Raw genomic sequence first — 22,020 nt, 5'->3', positions numbered from 1 at the left:
GGCGAAAGCGGCGTCGCTCACGACGAACGCGTGCGCAACGGTTCCAGCACGTCCCTCAGGCCGTTGTGATCGATTTCGTGCATCAGCGCCAGCTGCCGGCCGATTTCGCCGCGCGGGAAGCCTTCACGGGCCAGCCAGTTGAGATAAGGTCCGGGCAGGTCGGCGATGAGCCGGCCCTTGTACTTGCCAAAGGGCATGGTGACGGTGACGAGGTGTGCGAGGTCGGCGGTCTGCATCCGCGTATTGTGCACGCCTTTGGGCCCGTGTCGCGCGCCGGGCCGATGCGGCACGCGGCAAACCCGCCGGCCGCGGCCTCGCGAACAGGCCGCCACGAACCGCCCGCGCCCCTTTTCCGGCCTGCTAGACTGGAATTCCCCCTGCAAACGATGGAGGGCGTCATGTTGTCCGTCTACGTCGTGAAGACCGGCGAGCAGTTCCTCTGCACCGCCGAGGATGGCGATATCGGCATGGCACCGGCGGTTGAAGATGCCACGTCGTTTCGTTCGTATGAGGAAGCGGAAAAGGCGGCGCACGTGCATGCCGACCCCGGGTACGAAATCGTGGCCGTGTGCGTGCTCAGGCACTGACCCGACGCCCGGTGGCGGGCGCCGATGGACCCTGCGCCATCGACGCCCGCCGCCCGGCCCGAGAACCGGCCGTGCCGCGTCAGCCTGCGTTGCCCGCCGCCCCCTTCCCGCCGAAGGCCTCGCACTCCGGCTTGTCCCACCGCGTCTTCGCGACGCGGCTATCCGAATCGAACTGCACCTGATACTGGCAGGTCGCGACCTTCCCCGCGTCGCGGAACTGGAACAGGTAGTTCCACGTCCGCACGTGGAAGATCCACTCGTGGAAATGCGGCGGGCCGAGCAGTTCGTACAGCTGGTTCTTCGTCACGCCCGGCTGCACCTGCGCCAGGTTCGCGAGATTCGGATACGTGCCTTCGGGCAGCGTGGCCGTATCGGGCGACGGGAACGGCGGATCGCCCTGCTGCGTGGCGCATCCGGTCAGGCCGGCGGCGGCAACCAGTGCGGCGGCCGCGAACTTTGCAAGATTTGCGTTCATGTTTGCCATTGTCTGAATGGAAGGGAAACGGCGCGCGCCGCGGCTCACCACTGATACCCGGCACCGACCACCGCGCCATACGTGCCACGCGTGTTGGTCGAGACGGCCGCCTTGTAGATCCAGTGGTTGTTCTCCGAAATCGTCGAGATGCCCAGCGCCTGCCCCGACTGGCCGCGATACACGCTGCCGGCCAGTGCGACCATGCTCTTGCCGGGGCCGGACGGCTGCGGCAGGCCGGCGACGGCCATCGCCGTCGCCGTGCCGCCGTCCGCATCGCGGCGGTAGCTGTCGAGGCTGTTGCGCAAGCTCGCGACCTGACCGTCCGTGTAGCTGTTCGCCTGCGACAGCGTGTTGCCGACGCTCGCGTTCAGCTGGTTCACGTTGACCGCGTCGGTGCCCTGCGTGCCGGCCGCGACGTTGACGACCTGGCGCGCCGAATCCGCGGAGCCGACCGCCACGACGTTCGAGCGGCCGCCGTCGTTGCTGCCCGTGCCGATCGCGGCCGAATTGCTGCCGGACGCGGTCGACCCGACGCCGATCGCGGTCGAGCCGTTGCCCGATGCGAGCGCCCCGTTGCCGACCGCCGTGCTGTTCGAGCCCGATGCGACCGCGCCCGAGCCGCCCGCCGACGAGTTCGACCCGGTCGAGCCCGGCGGCACGTTCGTGCCGCTCGGATTCGTCGTGTACGAGCCGCCGAGGTTCGACGTGCGCTGGTTGATCAGCGTCGTCAGCTGGTTGGCGACCGAGTCGAGCTGCGACACGTTCACCGCATCGGTGCCGTTCTTGCCGGCCGCGAGGCCGGTGATCTGCCGGTTGCCGATGTTGACCTCGCCGGCCGACGACTGCGGGCTGCTCAGGCCGTACGCGATGTAGTTCGTCTGCGCGCCGACCGTGGTCAGCGAACCCGCTCCGAGCGCGACGCTGTTCGCATAGGTCGCCGACGCGCCGGCGCCGAACGCGAGCGCATCGGTCGCCGTGGCGTGCGCGCCCGACCCGAGCGCGACGCTGCCCACGCTCGCCGCGACCGCGTTCGCGCCCTGCGCGACGGACTGCGCGCCGGTGGCCGTCGCCCCGCTGCCGAGCGCGATCGCATCGGCCTGCGCGACGCTCGCCGCCTGCCCGATCGCGACGCCGCCCGGCGCGGTGGCATCGACGATCGCACCGTTGCCGATGCCCACGCCGTTGTCGCCGTTGACGACCGTCGTCGGGCCGACCGCGACCGATTCCGCGCCGACCGCAAGCGAATCCACGGCCGTCGAGTTCGCGTGGAAGTACTTCGTGGTGGTGACGGCGAACGATTGCAGCGCGCCCGCCAGTTGTCGCACGGTGACCGCATCCTGCTGGCCGGTGCCGTCCGCGACGTTGGTGATCTGGCGGTACGTCTTGCTCGTCGCGTCGCCGACCGATACCGCGCCCAGCAGCGTCTGGTCGGTCGTGTTGAACGGAATCGACGCGCTGCCGTTGCGAATCGTGCCGGATGCCGGCACCGTCGCGCGGTCGGCCACCGAGCCGGCGCCGAGCGCGATGCTGCCGTCGACCTTCGACACGGCGTTCGGGCCGATCGCGACACTGTCGAGTCCGAGCGCCTGGCTGTCCGGCGCGGTCGAGTTCGCGTGGAAGTACTTGATGCCGTGCGCGTTGATGTTGTCGACCGCGGAACCGACGTTGTTGTTGACCGTCGTCGTGCCGTCGCTGTTGTACGTCACGTACGACGGCGCGGAGATCGTGCCGGTCGTCGGGTCATAGGTCGCGCCGCCGCCGATCGCGCCCGCCGTGCTGTTGCCGAGGTTGGTGTTGTTCGACGCGATCGAGCTGAGGCCCGTCGACAGCGAGCCGATGCCCGTCGACGTCGCGGTGGACAGCGACGTCAGGTTGCTGTTCGTGCTCGACAGGCCGGTGGACAGCGAGCCGACGGTCGTCGACGTCGACGTCGACAGCGACGAGATCGAGCTGGTCGTCGAACTGAGGCCGGTGGACAGCGAGCCGATACTCGACGACGTGGCCGTCGACAGCGACGTCACGCTGCTGTTCGTCGTGCTCAGGCCGGTGGACAGCGACGCGACGCCGGTGGACAACGAACCGACGACCGTCGACGTGGAGGTCGACAGCGACGTGACCGTGCTGTTCGTGCTCGACAGGCCGGTGGACAGCGACGTGATGCCCGTTGACGTCGATGTCGACAGCGATGTGACCGTGCTGTTGGTCGAACTCAGGCCGGTGGACAGCGAACCGACGACCGTCGAGGTCGACGTCGACAGCGACGTGACCGCGCTGTTGGTCGAGCTCAATCCGGTGGACAGCGACGTCACCGAACTGTTGGTCGAACTCAGGCCGGTAGACAGCGAGCTGATGCCCGTCGACGTCGAGGTCGACAGTGACGTCACCGTGCTGTTGGTCGAACTCAGGCCCGTCGACAGTGACGTGATGCCCGTCGACGTCGAGGTGGACAACGACGTGATCGCGCTGTTTGCCGAAGACAACCCGGTAGACGTCGACGTCGACAGCGACGTCACCGTGCTGTTGGTCGAACTCAGGCCCGTCGACAGCGACGTGATGCCGGTCGACGTCGAAGTCGACAACGACGTGATCGCGCTATTCGCCGACGACAACCCGGTGGAGGTCGACGTCGACAGCGACGTCACCGTGCTGTTGGTCGAACTCAGGCCCGTCGAGAGCGACGTGATGCCCGTCGACGTCGACGTGGACAGCGACGAAATCGCGCTGGTTGCCGACGACAACCCGGTGGACGTCGAGGTCGACAACGACGTGATGCTCGATGCCGTCGACGTCGACAGCGAATCGACCGCCAGGTTCGTCGCAGCCAGTTGCGAGCCGTTGATCGCGTCCGTGCTCGACGAACTGATCCGTCCGGCCGCGACGTTGGTGATCTGGCGCTCGGTACCCGCCGCGCCGACGCTGACGACGCTGGTCGGCGACGTACCGTTGAAGTTGTACGTGACACCGCCGATCACCGCGCTGGCCGTCGGATTCGGCGCGGCCGTCGTCGAGCCCGAGCCGAGCGCGACATCGTTCGCATTGTTCGCCACGGCCGAGGCGCCGAACGCGACCGCCCCCGCTGCTGCTGCCGTCGACGTATTGCCGAGCGCGAGGGAACCAGTGCCCTGCGCGTTGTTGGTATTGCCGATCGCCACCGCCCCGTCGCCGTTCGCGGTGTTGTTCGCCCCCAGCGTGACCGCGCCCGTGCCGATCGCGGTGCTCGGATCGCCGATCGCTACCGCGCCGTTGCCGCTCACGGTCTGGCCGAAGCCGAGCGCGACTGCGCCGGTACCGCCCAGCACCTTCGAGCCGTAGCCGCCGGCGACCGAACCGGCACCGGCCGCCGCGGCGACCGAGTTGGAATCGCCGATCGCCACGGTCGAACTCGCCGCCGCGACGCTATTGATACCGACCGCCGTCGCATTCGTGGCCGACGCCGTCGCGCCGGACCCGAGTGCGGTCGCCGAAATGCCGCTGCCGCGCGCGAGATTGCCGAGCGCGACGGCGAACTGCTGCGTCGCGGTCGACTGCACGCCGGCCGCGATCGAGCTGACGCCCGACGCATTGGCGCTCAGGCCGAGTGCCATTGCCTGATCGGCGCCCGCAGTCGTGGCGGAGCCGAGCGCGATCGAACTGGTGCCGAGCGACTGCGTGCCCGAGCCCGGTACGCCGGCCGTGCCGCCCCAGCCGATCGCGATCGACGTTGCACCCTTCGCGCCGCTGTTGACACCCATCGCGATCGACGAATTGCCGGTCGTCAGCGCACCGCTGCCCACCGCGACACCGGCAGCGCCGGAACTCGTCGACTGGTTGCCGAGCGCAACCGCGCCCTGATTGGTCGCCTGCGCGGAAAAACCAAGCGCGACGCTGCCGATACCCGACGAAACGGCGCCGAGTCCGAGCGCAGCCGCACTCTGACCGGAGGCCGTCGCATTGTTCCCGAGCCCGATGGCGGACGTGCCGCTCGCGGTCGCGCCACTGCCGATCGCCACCGTACCGGACTGCGTCGCCTGCGCTGCATTACCGACGGCAACCGAAAACGCGCCCGACCCGATCGCCTGCACACCGAACGCCGCGCTATTGACACCGGTCGCCTGCGAATTGATGCCGACGGCCGTCGAACCGTCCGCCATCGCATGCGCGCCCGGCCCCAGCGCGGTGGCCGACACGCCCTGCGCCGTCGACAAGTTGCCCAGCGCGGTGGAATTCTGCTGCGCGGCACTCGACCCGACGCCGATCGAGATCGAGCTCACGCCGCCGGTCGCGGAGCCGCCATCCTGCGCATACTGCGCGTGCGCGCCCGCATGGAACAACGCAAGATAAGTTGACGCCATCAGCACGGCCAATCGCCGCGGCGACGGCATCGAAGACCGGCCCGCGCGGCTCGCGGCGCCCTCGCTCGCGGCATGCCCGGACCTGGCTGCCGACGACGCAACCCGCTTGCCGCGCGCACGGTCAAGCTCGGACGCCGCGACCCAGGCCCCCAGTGCTTCGTTCCAGATCGACTTGAACGACTTGTTCATCTTGTGTTCCCTCGGTTCTCATGTGCTGGATGACGCAGCAGCGAGCGCGACGGCAAGCGATGATGCATCGGCCCGCCTCCTCGCCCGTGTCGCGACGCTTCGCGATTCACTTTGGATAGCTAACTAAACGATCGAACAACGCTGCTCGGCAATCGCGATCGCCACGGCGATCGCGCGACGGCACGCCGCACGCGCGCGTCGGCACGCTGCGCGGCGGCACTCGCCGGTTATCGGATCATGGAAGCCGATGGCACGCGAAGACGGCGGCACGCTGCCCCGCGCATCGCGGATTCGCGTGCGCGCGCCGTCGCGCCGAGCCGGCGGCGACCTTGAATTTCATGGGAAGGCGCCGTTCAGACGCCGGATGAACGAAAGCCGGCTCCGAACCCGGGGCGGCTTTCGTCACGATTCATTCAGGAGGAGGATGACGCCGTGTGGTCCCCGGGTATGAAGCATGCGCATCCGGTCCGTTCGAACCGGTGCGTTGACCTGTCATGCCTGTCGTATTCATGTTTTTCGTGCCCGCCTGATTCGAGAACGCGCCGCGCGATCGCGCCACGACGGATCAGACCGTCGGGCGGACCATGCGCAGCCGCTCACCCTCTCCGCCGGCAGTCGAGCGCTTTCCGGATTTCCGGAAAAATCGCCCGACTTGCAGAACGGCCCCCGCATCGATTGAGTCGATCGAATTTTCTTGACGATTTTTCTTGTCGATGCGTCACACCCGAACCAATCTCACAATTATTCCACTTTTCTTGTATACGAACACATTCGGAAAATTATGAAATTTGTATTACCCTCGTGCCAATTTTCTTGTTCATCATCGCACTCTCAAATTCTGAGAATTGCCATCATTCGATGTCACATTGAATATCGCAACATCCGAACGTGGCAGCGGCAAGGAATCCACGAACATCCGTTCCCCTCGAAGAACCGATTCCAGCCGCGCCGGAGCTAGTGTGCAGGCATCCGTTCAAACAAACCTTTTCCCGAGCGGAAAAATCCTTTTCCAGAGCGGATGATATTTACATTCATACATTTCCACTCGAAATCGGTTTTTCATCAAAACAAATCCTGACCGGCCAACCCAAAAAATCAACCTGACGAGCGCCGATTCGACGCGCCTGTTTCAAATCGAAAGACATCACCTCTCGACACAATTCACCCTAATTTATTCCGCGGGCCAATTCGATCACATAATCCATAAAAATCGGAAATAAAGACCGAAATAAAAAAGACGGCTCGGCATGTTTTTCCACTCCATTTCTTCCGGTCTAGTAACGCTGCCGAAACCGTTCAGTGTCCCGGCGGATAAGCCCACACAGTCCGCACGGAATCCTCACAATCGGTATTGTTGTCGACATATAATTTTTCGCAACAATCGCACCCACTGCGATGCTTTCAATCCGACCGACCACCCTTCCCTCGCGTCCGCCACCATGCCATCCCGCTTGCCCAGTTCGGCGCCGCCTCGTACCACGCCGGATCTCGCGGGCGCGCATATTCTTGTCGTCGACGACCGCCCGAACGACCTGCGGCTCCTGACCGAAATCCTGCGCGCGGCGCGGTGCCGGATCAGCGTGGCGTTCGACGGGCTGCAGGCCTATCACCGTGCGCAGGCCATCGCGCCCGACCTGATCCTGATGGACGTCCGCATGCCGCGCATGGACGGCTTCGCCGCGTCGCGGCTGCTGGCATCGACGCCGTCGACGCAAGCGATCCCGGTGATCATCCTGACGGCGGCCGGCGAGCTCGAGGATCGGATCGCCGGGCTCGAAACCGGCGCGATCGACTACATCGTCAAGCCGTTCGAGCCGGCGGAAGTCATCGCGCGGATCCGCAATCACCTGAAACGCGCGCGGCGCAGCCAGCCGTTCGCGCACTTGCCCGAGCTACCCGACCACCCCGACGCCGCGCTCGTACGCGCGGCGACCGACGTGCTGCTGCGTGACCTGCGGCATCCGCCGGCGCTCGACGATCTCGCGAAGCAGGTCGGTACGCACGAAAAGCGCTTGTCCCGCGTGTTCCGCGACCAGCTCGGCCAGACCGTATTCGAGTACCTGCGCGACACGCGCCTGCGCGCCGCGATGCACTTCCTATCGGATACATCGATGGGCATCGGCGACATCGCCGAGGAAATCGGCTTTTCCACGCCCGGCAATTTCGCGACGGCGTTCCGCGAACGTTTCGGTATCACGCCGTCCGACTGGCGGCGCCAGCGCCACACCGGCGACACGCCGGCCGCACAGGGGGGGCGCCACGGCGATGCGTAGGCGACACGCGGCGTGGGCAGCCGGATGGCGCGCGGTGCTGCTGCTTGTGATCGCACTGGCCGTCACCTGCGCGACGGCCCGCGCGGCATCGACGCCGAACCCCGCGCAACTGGACGGCGTATCGGTGTTCGAGGACGCGAGCACGACGATGACGGCCGAACAGGTCGCCGCGCGGCTCGCCGGGCCCGCTCGACGCGTGCCTGCGGCAAGCACGTCGACGTTCAACGTCGAGTTCTCGCGGTCGGCATGGTGGGTCCGGGCGACGCTGACCAACCGCGGCAGCGTCGCGCGTCCGCTGGTGCTGGTGATTCGCGACGCGCGCATCGACCACGCCGACTTCCATGTCGGCCAGGACGGCATCTGGACGCTCGTCAGCCGCTTCCCGGCTGCCGACGCCGGCAGCGACGCGGCCCGTCAGCCGTCGCGCTACCCGGTACTCGACGTCACGCTGCCCGCCGGCGCAAGCCTCCCCGTGCTGATCCGCGTCACGTCGCGCAAGGAAATGCGGCTCGCGCCGGCCGCGTTCACCCGCGCGGCATGGGATGCGCAGGAACGGCGCGCGACGATGTGGGACTTCGGTTTCTTCGGCGGTCTGCTCGCGCTCCTGTGGTGCGCGCTGCTGATCGGGTTCTTTTCGCGCAGCGGCGTGTTCCACGTACTGGCCGCGATGGCGCTGGGCACGACGCTGTTCGAGGCCGCTTACCGCGGTTACGTGGCCATGGCGTTGCCGCCCGCACTGCGCGAGTGGTCGGCGCGCGGCGAGGTGATCGCCGTGTACGCGGCGATCGCCTGCTTCATCGTCTTCATCCTGACGGTCGCCCGGCGCGAACAGGCCAGGCTGCCCTTGCGCGCCGTCTACATGGCGTTCCTCGCGCTCGAATGCATCGGCATGGCAGGCGCCGCAGGCGGCGACCTGCTGACCTTCACGTGGTTCTGCCTGCGGCTGAACGCGGTGCTCGGGATCGTCAACATCAGCCTCGCGCTGATGCTCGCGATCCGCCGGACGCCGACCGGCCGCGTGATGCTGATCGCCATCGTGTTCGCCACCTTCAACATGCTGATCCGCGTGCTCGACGGCATGGACGCGCTGCCGCCGCTGCTGTCCTGGCTCAAGTCCGATATCTATCCGAACCCCGTCATCGCGATCGTCGGGCTCGCCACGCACCTGCTGGTGCTGGCCGCGTGGATCCACCACGTGGGCCGCCAGCGCACCGAGGCCAGGAAGCGGCTCGAACATTGGCAGCTCACCGAACAGGATCGCCTGCGCGACGAAGTCGCGAGACGCACGGTCGCGCTCAACGACGCGTTGCAGCAGGTGACGACCCACATGCAGCAGAAGATCGAGACGCTCGGTTATGTGAGCCACGACCTGCGCGCGCCGCTGTCGACGATCAACGGTTATGCGAAGCTGCTGCTGCAGAGCGCGACGCGCAGCCAGGCGCGGCTGATCCGGTCGATCGACCGCAGCATCCGCTACCAGCTCACGCTGATCGACGAACTGCTCGCGTTCACGAAGGCCGAACTGCAGCCGCTCGGTGTGGCGCCGGACGCGACCGACCTGCCCGGCCTGCTCGACGACATCGGCCACTATGCGCTCGCGCTGTGCGCGCAGCAGGACAACCGGTTCGTCTACCGGCCGGCCACGCCGCTGCCGCGCATGGTGTCGATCGACGGGATGCGGCTGCAGCAGGTGCTGCTCAACCTGCTGTCGAACGCGTCGAAGTTCACGCGGGACGGGACGGTCACGCTGTCGGTGCACGCGGCGCGCGAAGGTAATGCGTGGCGCCTGCTGTTCGAGGTCGCCGATACGGGCATCGGCATCGACATCAGCGGCACCCGCGACATCTTCCGCGCGTACCAGCAGGTGCAAGCCGTGAACGGCGGAACCGGGCTCGGCCTGTTCATCGCGCAGCGCATCGTCGGCGCGATGGGCGGCGAGCTGGCCGTCGCGAGCCAGCCGGGCGTCGGCACCGCGTTCTCGTTCCCGGTCGTCGCACCGGCGCTCGGGCACGCGCTCGTGCCGGTGTCGGAACTCGTCCGGCGGTTTCATCCGGGTGACGGGGCCGGGCCGGAGCGCGTCGCGCCCGCGATGGATGGCCCGCCCGACGATGCACTCGACGCACTGATCCTGCTGGCCCGTGACGGGCGGCTCACCGATATCGAGACATGGCTCGGCCAGGTTGCGGACGAGCACGGTTACGCGGCCTTCGTGCAGCGCGTGCGCGAGCATCTCGATACGCTCGACCTGCACGCGATCGAGAAGCTGGCCGGGGCGCTCAAGCGTGCGCGCGGCGCGGACGCTTCGTTCGACGCCGAAGCGGACGCGGCCGGGCCGGCTTGACCGCGCGTGGCGCGGGCACCGGTCGCGCGGCACCGCACCGTGCACCGTGCCGTTCGAATCCGTTCGCTCAAACGCGCCGCGGCAGCGCCGTCGCGAAGAACTCCGTCGCGCGGCGCACGCGCGCCGGAACGAATCGGCGCTTCGGCCAGACGACGCTGATATCCCTGACTTCGCTGACGTATTCGTCGAGTATCGTCATCACGTCCGGGTGGCGAAGTTCATCGGCGAGCGAGATCCGGGCGAACAACCCGATTCCGACGCCGGCCAGCACGCCAGCCCGGATCGTCTCGACACTGTTGGACGACAGGTTGCCGCGCACGGCGACGCTGAACCTGCCTTGCGGGCCCGTGAACGGCCAGTTGACCGCTTCCGTCAGGCCGCCGTACAGCAGGCAATTGTGATCGACGAGCTCGGCGGGCGTCCTGGGGATGCCGTGTTGCTCGAAATAACGACGGGATCCGACGCACACGAGCGGGGTGCCGGCCACCCGCCTGACCACCGCGTCGGGATCGTGAACCGCGCCGACCCGGATCGCCAGGTCGATCCGATCCTCCACCATGTCCCGCACGAAGTCGGAAAGGACGAGGTCGACCTGCAGGCCGGGGTTCGACGCCAGCAGCTCGGGAATCAGTGGGAGCACATGCAGGCGGCCGAAGGTCGCGGAGACCGCGATCCGGATCAAACCGGATGCGTCGTGCGTGCTGCTCGCCAGTTCGCTGTCGGCGTCATCGAGCTCCTCGATCAGCGGTTTGGTCCGGTCGTAATATCGCTGCCCGTCGTCCGTCAGCGTCACGCTGCGCGTGCTGCGATTGAACAGCCTCACGCCGAGGCGGCTCTCCAGCGTGCCGATGGCCTTGCTGATGCCCGACTGCGAGTCGCCGGTCCGGCGGGCCGCGGCGGAAAAGCCGCCCGCCTCGACGACGGCGATGAAAGCGTTCAATTCGTGAAACCGGTCCATTGCGCTGCTCCGTTCGACCCATTCTCCCGAAGAATAGAGCTTATGCAGGCTCGGCCGATTATCATTTCCGGCAGCGGCAATTACGATGATTCCGTCAAACACATCGACGGAAGGTTCTCATGCCCACGCTTGCAGGCAAATTTGCGGTCGTCAGCGGCGCAACGACCGGTATCGGGTTCGCGATTGCCCAGCGCTTCGTCGCCGAAGGCGCGCATGTCTTCATCTTCGGCCGTCGGCAGGCCCAGCTCGACGCGGCAGCCGAACGGCTCGGACACGGCGTCACGGCGCTCCAGGCCGACGCGGCCAGCCTCGCCGACCTCGACCGCGTCGCGGCAGCCGTGCGCGACGAAACCGGACGCGTCGACATCGTCGTCTCGAACGCGGGCTTCACCGAGCAGGCCCCGATCGACACGCTCACCCCCGAGCATTTCGACAAGGCCTTCAATCTCATGGCCCGCGGCCCCGTGTTCCTCGTGCAGAAGCTGCTGCCGCTGATGCAAAACCGCGGCTCGATCGTGCTGGTTTCGTCGGCCATGCACGTGATGGGCATTCCGGGGCACACCGCGTACGCAGCGACCAAGGCGGCGCTGCGCTCCTATGCGCGCACCTGGGCCGCGGAATTCAAGGATCGCGGCATCCGCGTCAACATGTTGAGCCCCGGCGTCACCGACACGCCCATCCTCGACGCGCAGACGGCGACACGCGACGAACTGGTCAGCATGTACCGGAGCATGGTGCCGCTCGGCCGGCTCGCGCGCGCGGACGAGATTGCGAGCGCGGCGTTCTTCCTCGCATCCGACGAAAGTTCGTACGTAACGGGTGCGGACCTGATGGCCGACGGCGGCATCGGTCAGGTCTGAAACGTGCGGGCCCCGGATCCGCCCGTTCGGCGCCCGGCGGCGCGTTCAATGAACGAAGCCCCCGCCGGGCCGGGCAAGACCGGCACGGCCATTGCCCGCGCGTTCGCCGCGCCCGCCGCCGGGTCGCGCGTTCCGATATGAGCCCGGGGCCGCACACGTTTGCGGCCGCGCCCCGCCCATTTGCGTTGCACACGACCCTCGATTTCCCCGCGGACCTGCCGTTAACCCGGATTTAAGCGCAGCCCGGTTCATCGCGCCGGGCCTTCCCCGCGAGCGCCAGCATGTCCGCATCCACCTCCATCGAGAAAATCGCCGACTGGGCGGGACGACACTACCTCGTCGTCGGCGCGCTGGGCACGCTGATGTCGCTTGCGGCGCTGAGCATCAGCGCGATCACGCTCTGGGCCACGAGAAGCGAAGTGGTCGAACATGCGCACGAAACCTCGCGCAACGTCGCCGCCGTGTTGGTGAGCGAGATCGCGCGGACCGTCGAAACGTCCAACAACGCACTGGTCGCGCTCGCCGCCGACCTCGGCAAGCCGGCGGTCCGGCACATGGACGCCGGGCTGCGGCACGATCTGCTGTTCCAGCGCTCGGCCGCGCAATACGTGACGGGGATGGGCGTGACGGACCGGGACGGCCAGTTGATCGACGCGTGCTGCGGGCCGTCCCACCACTGGAACTTCAGCGATCGCGATTATTTCAAGGTCCATCGCGACGCGCCGAATGTCGGCCTTTACGTGTCGGAGGCCTATCGCGCGCGCTCGCGCGGCGGCAAGGAATCGATCGCGCTCTCGCGGCGCATCGAACAGCCGGACCATACGTTCAACGGGATCGCGGTGGTCGCGATCGACCTCGCCTATTTCGATCAGTTGCTGTCCCGGCTGGACGTCGGGCCGCACGGCATCAGCGCGGTCCTGCGCGCGGACGGCACCATCCTGGCCCGCAACCCGTCGCTGAACGACCACCAGATGGTCCGCCTGCGCCGTTCGAACACCTTCGATCGCATGCTGAACCAGGACTCGGGCTTCTATGCGGCGCATTCGCGCATCGACGGAACGTTGCGCCTGTATACGTTCCAGCGGGTGCCCGGCACACCGCTAATCGCCGTCGTCGCGCCGGCCGAAGGCGACGTGCTGGACGGCTTCATCCGCATGTCATGGTCGGTCGGCATATCGGCGTCGCTCCTGTGCGCACTTTTCTGCGCGGTCGTCTGGCTGCTCGCCTTCGCGTTGCGGGACAACCTGCGCAAGCAGACGCTGCTGACCGGCCTCAGCCGCACCGATCCGCTGACCGGCCTGCACAACCGGCGTGCGCTCGACTTCGCGCTGGCCGACCAGTGGGAGCGGCTGCATCGAAACGGCCACGGCAGCCTGTCGCTGCTGTTCATCGATGCCGACCACTTCAAGCAGTACAACGACCGGCACGGGCACGCGCGAGGCGACACGGGGCTCCGGTTCCTCGCCGCCTGCATCCGCGCGCACACGCAGCGGCGCGGCGACTTCGCCGCGCGCTACGGCGGCGAGGAATTCGTCGCGGTGCTGCCCGATACCGATGAACGCGGCGCCGCGAAGGTGGCGGAGGCGATCCGCCGGGAAGTGGAACACAACCGCCTCGACGGGTTCGACGACCCGGTGCCGGCCTTCACGGTGAGCATCGGCTGCGCGACCGCCCGCGCCGGATGGCCGGCGTCCGTCGACGCGTGGTCGCGCGAGGCGGATCTCGCGCTGTACGCCGCCAAGCGTGACGGACGCAACCGCGTCCGTCACGCGCCGTCGCCGCGGAACGAACAAGCGGCGTGACGGCCGGATCGATCCGCCATCCGTACCGCGTTTAGGATATCGGAGTAAACAAACCCGTCGGCGGGTTCGATCCATGCATCGCTCGTGACGCACAGCCGATTCGTAACCATCGCGTCACGATCGGCCACGACAATGCGCCATCTTTCACACCCAGGATGGAGTCTTGCATGTTTGTGTCATCGAGCCGTCTCCCGCTGCACGTCGCAGCCCTGTCGACCGCGGTCGTGCTGGCCGCGTGCGGCGGCGGCGACGACGTGGTCGCCACACCCTCGACGAACGCCGCGATCCCGGCGCCGCCGGCCGATCCCGGTTTCGTCGACAGCGCGCCGGTTCCGAGCGTGCCCGCATTCGTCGACAATATCGCGACCAACCAGCGCGGCGACGCGCGTTACGCGACGCTGTCGACGAACGCCGCGGTGCGCGTGGTCAGCCGCTTCCTGGACCTCTGGCAGCCGTCGACGATGCTCGTCGATGCGGGCGTGACCGCGCCGGCCAACGGCGCGTTTCCGGCCATCTCGCCGTCGACCTGCACGGGGCTGCCCGGCAACGGCACACCGTGCGGCACGATCCTGAACGATGCGGTGCTGCAGGCGAACGTACAATACGTGGTCAACGCGACGACCGCACGCACGCCGCAGCAGGCCGACGCCGCGTACTACGACGACCGGCGCGGCAAGGGCTACAGCGTGACCGACGGCATGGGGCCGCTCACGTCGGCCTGGCGCACCGCCGCCCAGCAGACGACCAGCATCACCAGCGTGCCGGCCGACGCGACGAGCGTGCTGTACAACGACACGGGCAACAACGTGGGCGTGGGCGGCAGCGCGAACGCGAGCTTCGGGAAAGTCGTCGATCTGCTCAATGAAATGGGCAACAACGCGTCGACCGAACCCTCGAAACGTTTCTACAAATATGCGCGGCCGTACCGCTGGAGCACGAGCGTCGTCGTCGACCCCACGCTCGTACCCGCGGAAAGCACGACGCCCGCGACCGACGGCGGTTTCATCAGCGGCCATCAGGCGGAAGCGATGCGCGACGCCGTGACGATGGCGTGGCTCGTGCCGGAGCGCTTCCAGGAAATGGTCGGCCGCGGCCTCGAACTCGGCGAGAACCGCATCCTCGCCGGCATGCACTCGCCGCTCGACGTGATCGGCGGGCGCATGCTCGCGCTGGCGATCAGCGCGGCCAATCTCGCGGTGTACGCGAACGATGCGCAGGCCGCCTACGGCCAGGCGCACCAGACGCTGCAGCAGCTCACCGGCACGACCGACGCGACGTTCCAGGCATTCGCGCGCTCGGGCACGACGGCGACCGACCGGTTCGCCGATTACACGACGAACAAGACGGCCTTCGCGCGCCGCATGACCTACGGCTTCGGCGCGCTCGACGCGACCGGCGCGCCGCCGGTCGTGCCGAAGGGGGCGGAGATCCTGCTGCAGACGCGTTTCCCGTACCTGGGCGCGGATCAGCGGCGCGTCGTGCTGAAAACCACCGAACTGCCGTCCGGCTACCCGGTGATGGACGATGCGGAAGGCTGGGGCCGGCTGAACCTGTTCGCGGCCGCCGACGGCTACGGCGCATTCAACGGCAACGTGACCGTCGCGATGGATGCGTCGAAGGGCGGCCTCAACGCCGCCGACCTGTGGCGCAATGACATCGCCGGCTCGGGCAAGCTGACGCTGCAAGGCAGCGGCGTGCTGACGCTGGCGGGCAACAACAGCTACACGGGCGGCACGCAGGTCGGCGGCGGCACGCTCGCCGCCGCGTCCGCGACGGCGTTCGGCAACGGCGACGTCTACGTCGGCGCGGGCGGCGGCGTCAGGATCGCGGCCGGCGCGCCCGTCACGATCGCCACGCGCTACACACAGCTCGACGGCGCCACGCTCGAACTCGACATCGACGGCAACGGCGGCGGACGCCTGCGCGTGGGCGGCGCGTTCACCGTCGCGGGCGGCACGCTGCACGTGAAGTTCGTGAACGGCTATCAGCCGAAGGCCGGCGACACCATCGCGCTGATCGACGCGGCAGCGGGCGCGGCGAAATTCGCGACGGTGACCGTCGACGGCTTCAAGGCGACGCCGGTCTACACGGCGACGGGCGTGTCGATCACGCTGTCGGCGGCGTAAGCGGCGCCGCAGCGACCCGGGCGACCCGGGCGACGTCGCCGCCGAGCGGCGGCGGCTACGCGAAGCGACCGGGCACCGGCCCGTCGCCCGGGGTGCCGGCCTCGCCCGACGGACGAGGCCGCGTCCCGAAACGCCGTTGCAGATCGATGATCGCGGGCAGGTTGAAGTCGTGGACGTCGGGCGCGGCGCCGCCTTGCCGCCGGTTCACCTCGGCACAGAGCTCCAGCGCCCGGGCGCGTGTCTCGGCGAGCATCCGCAGCGCCTCGCCCAGCAGTCGCTGCTCCAGGTCCGACAGCGGAAAATCGCGGCCGGTGTCGCCGGCCGCCGGCTTGCGCATCAGGGTCGTCATCGCGGGGTCTCCTTCGAAGCCGGATCGCGCGGGCGGCCACATGCCGCCCCGCGCGTCACATGATCGCGCCGCGCAGCCACGGCACGAACTCGCGTTCGCCGATACCGTTCTCCTCGCTGCAGGTCCTGCGCCCGGACGCGACGTCGAGCATCAGCCGGAACAGCCGCGCGCCCGCGTCGTCGACGCTCGACGAACCGGTGACGATCCCGCCGCTGTCGAAGTCCATGTCGGCGCGCATCCGCTCGTACAGGCCGGTCGTCGTCGCGATCTTGACCGTCGGCACCGGTTTCGACCCGAACACCGAACCGCGGCCCGTGGTGAAACAGACGAGATTCGCGCCGCCGGCGATCTGCCCGGTCGCCGACACCGGGTCGTAGCCGGGCGTATCCATGAAGACGAGGCCGCGCTGCCGCACCGGCTCCGCGTAGTCGTAGACGGCGCGAAGCGTCGAGCGCCCGCCCTTCGACACCGCGCCGAGCGATTTCTCGAGAATGGTCGTGATGCCGCCGGCGATATTGCCGGGCGACGGGTTGTTGTTCATTTCGCCGCCGCCGTCGGCCACGTAGCGCTCCCACCACCGCAACCGGCCGAGCAGGCGTTCGCCGATGTCGCGCGATGCCGCGCGGGCGATCAGCAGGTGCTCCGCGCCGTAGATCTCGGGCGTCTCGGACAGGATCGCGGTGCCGCCGTTGCGCACCAGCAGGTCGACGGCCGCGCCGAGCGCCGGGTTCGCCGTGATCCCCGAGTAGCCGTCGGATCCGCCGCATTGCAGGCCGACCGTCAACCGCGCCGCCGGCACCGCACGGCGGCGCGCGCCGTCGGCCGCTTCCAGCAGCTCGCGCACGATCGACACACCGCGCACGACCGTTTCGCGCACGCCGCCCTCGTCCTGGATCACCAGCGTGCGGACCGTGCCCGGCGCGGCCGCGTCGAGCCGCTCGGCCAGCACGCGCACCTGGTTGACCTCGCAACCGAGACCGACCAACAGCACGCCGGCGAAATTCGGGTTGCGCGCGTAGCCCACGAGCGTACGGCGCAGCAGCTCGACCCCGTCCCCGTTCGCCGCCATCCCGCATCCGCTCTGATGGGTGATCGCGACGACGCCGTCGACATGACCGAACGGCGCGAGCGCCTCGTGCCGGTACGCATCGGCAATCGCGTGGCACACGCTCGCCGAACAGTTGACGCTCGCGATCACGCCGATGTAGTTGCGGGTACCCACACGGCCGTCGGGCCGCACGAACCCGTCGAAGGTGTCGCCGAGGTCGGTCGGCGCGTCGGGCGCCGCACCGGCCGCGCCGTGATCGAGCACGTGCCGCTCGGGCATCCCGACGTTGTGCACGTGCACGTGCTCGCCCGCGGCGATGTCGCGCAGCGCGACGCCGATCGGCTGGCCGCACTTGACGATCCGCGCGCCGCGCGCGATCGGCGCCGTGGCGAGCTTGTGGCCGGCCGGCACCGCGGCCGCGACGCGCAGCGTCGTGCCGTTCGCGTCGACCGGCACGTCCGGCGCCAGCGCGTCGAGCGCGACGGCGACATTGTCGTCATGATGCAGGATCACTACTGCCGGCTGGTTCACGATGCGATGCTCCCTGTGGTGGCGCGGCGCGCCGGATCGCAGCGGGCCGCGATGCGTCGCAGGCGCGGCTGCCGGTCCAGCAGCGCCAGCGAATCCGCGAGCGCGAGCAGCGGCGCGATCCGCCGCGCCACCTTCTCGCGATGATTGCCGGCGATATCGGCGAGGCGATGCGCGAGATACGGATTGAGAAAACGTTCGCGCACGCTGTCGAGGTAGCGTTCGGCCGTTTCTTGCTGGCCCAGCGCGGCGAATACCGGCGCGACCTCATCGCGCCATACGGCCTCGAGGCCGTCGCGCAGCCGCACGTCGTTCATCGCGTCGAGCACCGTTTCCGATTCGGGCCGCCCCGTGACGAGCCATTGCTCCGCCAGCCAGCTGTGCCCGAGGTTGAGGAAAAACAGTTTCAGGCGCTCGTGGCTGCGCAGGTCGTCGGTGACGACGATCCGCGCGTGCCGGCACGGCAACGCCATGCCGGCACGCCGCTCGATCGCCCACAGCGCGTAAGGCTCCGCGACCGCGCCGACCGGGTGGATCGGCTCGGACACGATGCGGTCGACGAGCGAGTTGACCCAGATGCAGCGGTGCTGCAGGTAGTCGACGAACGCGTCGGGCAACCGCCATTCACGCGCGAGCGCGAGCACGCTGCCGCGCAGCGTGTCGCCGTTGTCCGCGACCAGTTCGCAGGGCAGCACGGTGACGCCGTCGGCGGGCCGCACCTGCCAGCGCACATGCAGCAACACGAGCAGCTTCGCGGGAAAACCGCGCGGCACGCGGTCGGGATGAGCCAGCACCTCCGCCGAATCGTGCGGGTCGGCGCGATAACCCGCGTCGCCGGTGTTCGACACGATCGCCCGCACGGACTCGATCGCCGCGCGGCGGATTTCGGCCCAGTCCGACTCCGCATCCCACGCGCGGTGCACGGCGCGGCACTCGACCACCTCGTCGACGATCCGGCCGCCGTCGCGTCCGCGTATGCGCACCGGATAGTGCGCGCCCGAGCGCAGCGCGTCGATGCGCGCGCGGCTGGCCGGGTTCCCGGTCGACTGCACGATGCCGATGCCGCCCATCGCGCCGCCTTCGTCGAGTGCCTGCGACACGAACAGGTCGACGTGCGCGAGCAGGAAGCGGCTTGTGCCGAACTGCAGGATCGGCGGCGTCATGACGTGCGCTCCGCAGCTTGCATGGCGCGGCTCAGCATTCGACGAGCGCCTTCACGACGGTCTGCCCCGCGTCGAGCAGGCGCGGCAGCGCGTCCGGCACGTCCTCGAGCCGCATCCGGTGCGTATTCAGCGCGCGGTCCGGAATCCGCCCCGCACGCATCGCATCGAGCACCGTCGCGAAATCCTCGGCCGTGGCGTTGCGGCTCGCGAGCAGCGTGGTTTCGCGCTTGTGGAATTCCGGATCCGAGAACGCGACGTGCCCGCGCACGATCGAGATCAGCGTGTATTTGCCGCCGTGCGCGACGAATTCGAAACCGCGGTTCATCGCATCGAGGTTGCCGGTCGCATCGAACACCGCATCGAAATACTCGCCGTCGGTCAGCGCCGCGAGGCGTGCGGCATCGTCGGGCCCGACTTCCACCGCCGCGTCGACCCCCAGATGCTGCCGGCAAAACGCCAGGCGGTCGGCCCGCGTATCGAGGCAGGTCACGTCGGCGCCGCGCAGCTTCGCGAAGATCATCGCCGCCATGCCGATCGGCCCGGCGCCGACCACCAGCGCTCGCTGGCCGGCCCGGATGTCCGCGCGCCGCACCGCATGCGCGCCGATCGCGAGAAATTCCAGCATCGCCGCCTGGTCGAGCGAAATGCCGTCGGCCTTGTGAACGAACTGCGCGGGCACGCTGAGGTATTCGGTCAGCGCGCCGTCGCGATGCACGCCGAGCACCTTGATGTTCACGCAGCAGTTCGTGTTGCCGTGACGGCATGCGACGCAGTGCCCGCACGACAGGTACGGCATCACGTACACCGCGTCGCCAACGCCGAGCCCCGACTCGGGTTCCGCCTCGACGACGACCGCGGAAAGCTCGTGGCCCATCACGCGCGGATATTCGAGGTACGGCTGGTTGCCGGTGAAGATGTGCAGGTCGGTGCCGCAGATGCCGACACGTTGCACGCGCAACAGCACTTCGCCGCTGCCGCGCACGGGCAGTTCGCGATGCTGCACGCGCAGCACGCCGGGGGATTCGCAAATCACGCTGAGCATGTCGGTTCCTTTCGTTCGGGGTTCATTCGTCGTGGCGTGCGGTGTCGATCCGGTAGAAGCGGCGCGCGTTGCCGCCGAAGAGGCCGGCCAGCGCCGCGGAGCCGAGCCACCGCGCGCAATCGTCCTCGCACGCGGCCAGCCATTCGCCGTAGCCGCCGCACGCCGACGCGAGCCGCAGCACCGGCCAGTCGCTGCCCCACATCAATCGCGTCGGCCCGAACAGCTCCGCCAGCGCGCGAACATACGGCCGCGTGCGCGCCCGCACGGCGTCCGGCCCGGCCGACGGCCCGGCCTCCGTCCACAGGCCGGACAGCTTGCAATGCAGGTTCGGCAGGCTCGCCAGCCGGCGCATCGACGACAGCCACGGCTGCAGTTCGCCGCGCTCGACGAACGGCTTCGCGCCGTGGTCGATCACGATCGGCAGATCCGGATGGCGTCGCGCGAACGCATGCAGCGCATCGAGGTGGCGCGGCATCACCAGCGCGTCGAAACTCAGCACATGCTCAAGCATCGCGGCCACCGCGCGATCCAGCCGCGGATCGTCGATCCACGCGTCGTCGGGCAGATCCTGAAGCATCGGCCGCAGGCCGCGCGCCTTCGGCGCGCGCGCAAATGCCGCGATCCGCGCCGGCGCGTCGTCGGCCTTCATGTCGATCCAGCCGACCACGGCGCCGACCGTCGGGGTGTCGGCCGCGAGATCGAGCAGATAGCGCGTGTCGGCTTCGCTCGGCAACGATTGCACGAGCACGGTGCGCTCGATGCGCGCGGCGTCGAGCAGCGGCGCCAGATCGGCGGGGCCGAAATCCCGATGGATCGCATCGAGCTCGGCCGGCGGCCAGTTGCCGGCTCGCGCGCCGATGCGCCAGTAGTGCTGATGGGCGTCGATGCGCACAGTCATGCGTGCGCTCCCGGAACCGGCGCGTGCGCGTCGATCAGACCTTCATCGCGCAGCGCGTCCCACAGTTCGGCCGGCGCGGCGCGCTCGAACCATTCGATGTTCTGCGTCAGCTGGGCCACGCTGCGCGCGCCGATCACGCACGACACGACCGCCGGATGGCCGAACGGAAACTGCAACGCGGCGGCGGGAAGCGGCACGTCGAAGCGCCGGCACAGCGCGTCGAGGCGCGTCGCCCTGTCGATCACGTCGGCACGCGCATCCGAATAGTTGAACTTGCCGTTGCCGGCGAGCACGCCGGAATTGAACACGCCGCCGATCACGATCCCCGTCCCTTCGCGGGCGCACGTGTCGAGCAGCGGTTCGAGCGCCGTCTGTTCGAGCAGCGTGTAGCGGCCAGCCAGCAGCACCGCGTCGAGCGCCGCCTCGTTCAGCGCATCGGCCGCGACTTCCCATTCGTTCACGCCGAGACCGAACCCGCCGATCTCGCCGCCCGCCCGCAGCGCCTCAAGCGCGCGGAACCCGCCCCCGCTGGTCAACTGATCCCAGTAGTGCGCATGGCGCTCGCCGTGCGTCATCGCGCCGATGTCGTGCACGTACAGCATGTCGATCCGCGCGAGCCCGAGCCGTTGCCGGCTGTCGTCGTGCGAACGCATGATGCCGTCGTAGCTGTAGTCGTAGACGGGCCGGAACGGCAGCGGCTCGGCCCAGCCGTCGTCGCCCGGCCGCACGCTCGCGTCGGCGCGCATCAGCCGTCCGACCTTCGTGCTGAGCGTGAAGGCGCCGCGCTCGCGCGGGGCAAGCCCCGCGCCCACGCGCCGCTCGGACAGCGTGTAACCGTAATACGGCGCGGTGTCGAAATAGCGCAGGCCCGCCGCCCACGCGGCGTCGACGAGCGACGCGGCATCGGCCGCCGACATCGGACGATAAAGGCCGCCGAGCTGCGAGCAGCCGAGACCGAGCGCGGATACCGTCAACCCGCTGCGCGGCAAGGTGCGCGTATCGTTTGCGTTCATGAGGCGTGACAGGTAGTACGGAAAGGACGCATGGGCG

16 protein-coding genes are annotated in these 22,020 nt (G+C 68.6%); 6 read left to right on the top strand and 10 right to left on the bottom strand.

Translation table 11 applies throughout. The features are described from left to right. Window positions 1–17: 17 nt before the first annotated feature. Window positions 18–236, bottom strand: coding sequence for a DUF3820 family protein (locus G3N62_RS04065; RefSeq protein ID WP_049035341.1), 219 nt, complete (start codon window positions 234–236; stop codon window positions 18–20). Window positions 237–398: 162 nt separating this feature from the next. Here G3N62_RS04065 and G3N62_RS04060 point away from each other — a divergent pair, with 162 nt between their 5' ends. Continuing rightward, window positions 399–587, top strand: coding sequence for a hypothetical protein (locus tag G3N62_RS04060; RefSeq protein WP_034192021.1), 189 nt, complete (start codon window positions 399–401; stop codon window positions 585–587). A 79-nt stretch (window positions 588–666) separates the two neighbouring features. Here the strand turns inward: G3N62_RS04060 and G3N62_RS04055 are convergent, their stop codons facing one another. Both G3N62_RS04055 and G3N62_RS04050 read right to left on the bottom strand, forming a co-directional pair. Then, entirely contained in the window at window positions 667–1,062 is a 396-nt protein-coding gene (locus tag G3N62_RS04055; RefSeq protein WP_049035342.1) for an outer membrane protein assembly factor BamE, read from the bottom strand. Between the two features lie 44 nt (window positions 1,063–1,106). After that, complete coding sequence (locus G3N62_RS04050; protein ID WP_124669998.1) at window positions 1,107–5,582, bottom strand: YadA-like family protein; 4,476 nt, start codon at window positions 5,580–5,582, stop codon at window positions 1,107–1,109. A gap of 1,439 nt (window positions 5,583–7,021) precedes the next feature. Between G3N62_RS04050 and G3N62_RS04045 the strand changes: the two genes are divergently transcribed. Together G3N62_RS04045 and G3N62_RS04040 are read left to right on the top strand one after the other, a co-directional pair. Beyond that, the gene (locus G3N62_RS04045) at window positions 7,022–7,855 is read left to right on the top strand and encodes a response regulator (protein ID WP_059562620.1); all 834 of its coding nucleotides are present in this window, start codon (window positions 7,022–7,024) and stop codon (window positions 7,853–7,855) included. Continuing rightward, window positions 7,848–10,196: an ATP-binding protein gene (locus G3N62_RS04040; RefSeq protein ID WP_124669999.1), complete on the top strand. Its 2,349-nt coding sequence runs from the start codon at window positions 7,848–7,850 to the stop codon at window positions 10,194–10,196. Before G3N62_RS04045 ends, G3N62_RS04040 begins: the two co-directional genes overlap by 8 nt. Before the next feature lie 67 nt (window positions 10,197–10,263). Here the strand turns inward: G3N62_RS04040 and G3N62_RS04035 are convergent, their stop codons facing one another. Then, window positions 10,264–11,154 carry a LysR family transcriptional regulator gene (locus tag G3N62_RS04035; RefSeq protein ID WP_034191804.1) on the bottom strand — a complete coding sequence of 297 codons (891 nt, stop codon included), beginning with the start codon at window positions 11,152–11,154 and terminating at the stop codon, window positions 10,264–10,266. A gap of 119 nt (window positions 11,155–11,273) precedes the next feature. Here G3N62_RS04035 and G3N62_RS04030 point away from each other — a divergent pair, with 119 nt between their 5' ends. The 3 genes from G3N62_RS04030 (at window position 11,274) to G3N62_RS04020 (ending at window position 15,942) form a co-directional block, all read left to right on the top strand. Then, complete coding sequence (locus G3N62_RS04030) at window positions 11,274–12,014, top strand: SDR family oxidoreductase (RefSeq protein WP_124670000.1); 741 nt, start codon at window positions 11,274–11,276, stop codon at window positions 12,012–12,014. Window positions 12,015–12,295: 281 nt separating this feature from the next. Further along, the gene (locus G3N62_RS04025) at window positions 12,296–13,816 is read left to right on the top strand and encodes a sensor domain-containing diguanylate cyclase (RefSeq protein ID WP_124670001.1); all 1,521 of its coding nucleotides are present in this window, start codon (window positions 12,296–12,298) and stop codon (window positions 13,814–13,816) included. A 167-nt stretch (window positions 13,817–13,983) separates the two neighbouring features. After that, a complete protein-coding gene (locus tag G3N62_RS04020) occupies window positions 13,984–15,942 on the top strand; it encodes a phosphatase PAP2 family protein (protein ID WP_069704837.1) in 1,959 nt (652 codons plus the stop codon). A 55-nt stretch (window positions 15,943–15,997) separates the two neighbouring features. Here G3N62_RS04020 and G3N62_RS04015 read toward each other — a convergent pair whose 3' ends face one another. The 6 genes from G3N62_RS04015 to G3N62_RS03990 are packed head-to-tail and all read right to left on the bottom strand — an operon-like array spanning window position 15,998 to window position 21,983. Beyond that, window positions 15,998–16,291 carry a hypothetical protein gene (locus tag G3N62_RS04015; protein ID WP_226229111.1) on the bottom strand — a complete coding sequence of 98 codons (294 nt, stop codon included), beginning with the start codon at window positions 16,289–16,291 and terminating at the stop codon, window positions 15,998–16,000. 55 nt (window positions 16,292–16,346) lie between these two features. After that, entirely contained in the window at window positions 16,347–17,870 is a 1,524-nt protein-coding gene (locus tag G3N62_RS04010; RefSeq protein ID WP_124608731.1) for an altronate dehydratase family protein, read from the bottom strand. Beyond that, a complete protein-coding gene (locus G3N62_RS04005) occupies window positions 17,867–19,030 on the bottom strand; it encodes a mannitol dehydrogenase family protein (protein WP_124670002.1) in 1,164 nt (387 codons plus the stop codon). The genes G3N62_RS04010 and G3N62_RS04005 overlap by 4 nt, the downstream gene beginning before the upstream one ends. Before the next feature lie 31 nt (window positions 19,031–19,061). Then, complete coding sequence (locus tag G3N62_RS04000) at window positions 19,062–20,072, bottom strand: zinc-binding alcohol dehydrogenase family protein (RefSeq protein ID WP_124670003.1); 1,011 nt, start codon at window positions 20,070–20,072, stop codon at window positions 19,062–19,064. Between the two features lie 22 nt (window positions 20,073–20,094). Further along, on the bottom strand, window positions 20,095–20,970 hold the full coding sequence (locus G3N62_RS03995) for an amidohydrolase family protein (RefSeq protein ID WP_124670004.1): 876 nt from the start codon (window positions 20,968–20,970) through the stop codon (window positions 20,095–20,097). Beyond that, window positions 20,967–21,983, bottom strand: coding sequence for an aldo/keto reductase (locus tag G3N62_RS03990; RefSeq protein WP_059562596.1), 1,017 nt, complete (start codon window positions 21,981–21,983; stop codon window positions 20,967–20,969). The genes G3N62_RS03995 and G3N62_RS03990 overlap by 4 nt, the downstream gene beginning before the upstream one ends. Window positions 21,984–22,020 lie beyond the last annotated feature (37 nt).

The sequence above is a fragment of the Burkholderia sp. Tr-20355 genome (assembly GCF_017104685.1).
Lineage (GTDB): Bacteria > Pseudomonadota > Gammaproteobacteria > Burkholderiales > Burkholderiaceae > Burkholderia > Burkholderia seminalis.
This window is presented reverse-complemented; position numbering and strand designations above follow the sequence as displayed.

Excerpts from the sequence above, each read along its gene's own strand:
- G3N62_RS04065 (WP_049035341.1), bottom strand. The coding sequence starts at position 236 with ATGCAGACCGCCGACCTCGCACACCTCGTCACCGTCACCATGCCCTTT.
- G3N62_RS04060 (WP_034192021.1), top strand. The coding sequence starts at position 399 with ATGTTGTCCGTCTACGTCGTGAAGACCGGCGAGCAGTTCCTCTGCACC.
- G3N62_RS04055 (WP_049035342.1), bottom strand. The coding sequence starts at position 1,062 with ATGAACGCAAATCTTGCAAAGTTCGCGGCCGCCGCACTGGTTGCCGCC.
- G3N62_RS04050 (WP_124669998.1), bottom strand. The coding sequence starts at position 5,582 with ATGAACAAGTCGTTCAAGTCGATCTGGAACGAAGCACTGGGGGCCTGG.
- G3N62_RS04045 (WP_059562620.1), top strand. The coding sequence starts at position 7,022 with ATGCCATCCCGCTTGCCCAGTTCGGCGCCGCCTCGTACCACGCCGGAT.
- G3N62_RS04040 (WP_124669999.1), top strand. The coding sequence starts at position 7,848 with ATGCGTAGGCGACACGCGGCGTGGGCAGCCGGATGGCGCGCGGTGCTG.
- G3N62_RS04035 (WP_034191804.1), bottom strand. The coding sequence starts at position 11,154 with ATGGACCGGTTTCACGAATTGAACGCTTTCATCGCCGTCGTCGAGGCG.
- G3N62_RS04030 (WP_124670000.1), top strand. The coding sequence starts at position 11,274 with ATGCCCACGCTTGCAGGCAAATTTGCGGTCGTCAGCGGCGCAACGACC.
- G3N62_RS04025 (WP_124670001.1), top strand. The coding sequence starts at position 12,296 with ATGTCCGCATCCACCTCCATCGAGAAAATCGCCGACTGGGCGGGACGA.
- G3N62_RS04020 (WP_069704837.1), top strand. The coding sequence starts at position 13,984 with ATGTTTGTGTCATCGAGCCGTCTCCCGCTGCACGTCGCAGCCCTGTCG.
- G3N62_RS04015 (WP_226229111.1), bottom strand. The coding sequence starts at position 16,291 with ATGACGACCCTGATGCGCAAGCCGGCGGCCGGCGACACCGGCCGCGAT.
- G3N62_RS04005 (WP_124670002.1), bottom strand. The coding sequence starts at position 19,030 with ATGACGCCGCCGATCCTGCAGTTCGGCACAAGCCGCTTCCTGCTCGCG.
- G3N62_RS04000 (WP_124670003.1), bottom strand. The coding sequence starts at position 20,072 with ATGCTCAGCGTGATTTGCGAATCCCCCGGCGTGCTGCGCGTGCAGCAT.
- G3N62_RS03995 (WP_124670004.1), bottom strand. The coding sequence starts at position 20,970 with ATGACTGTGCGCATCGACGCCCATCAGCACTACTGGCGCATCGGCGCG.
- G3N62_RS03990 (WP_059562596.1), bottom strand. The coding sequence starts at position 21,983 with ATGAACGCAAACGATACGCGCACCTTGCCGCGCAGCGGGTTGACGGTA.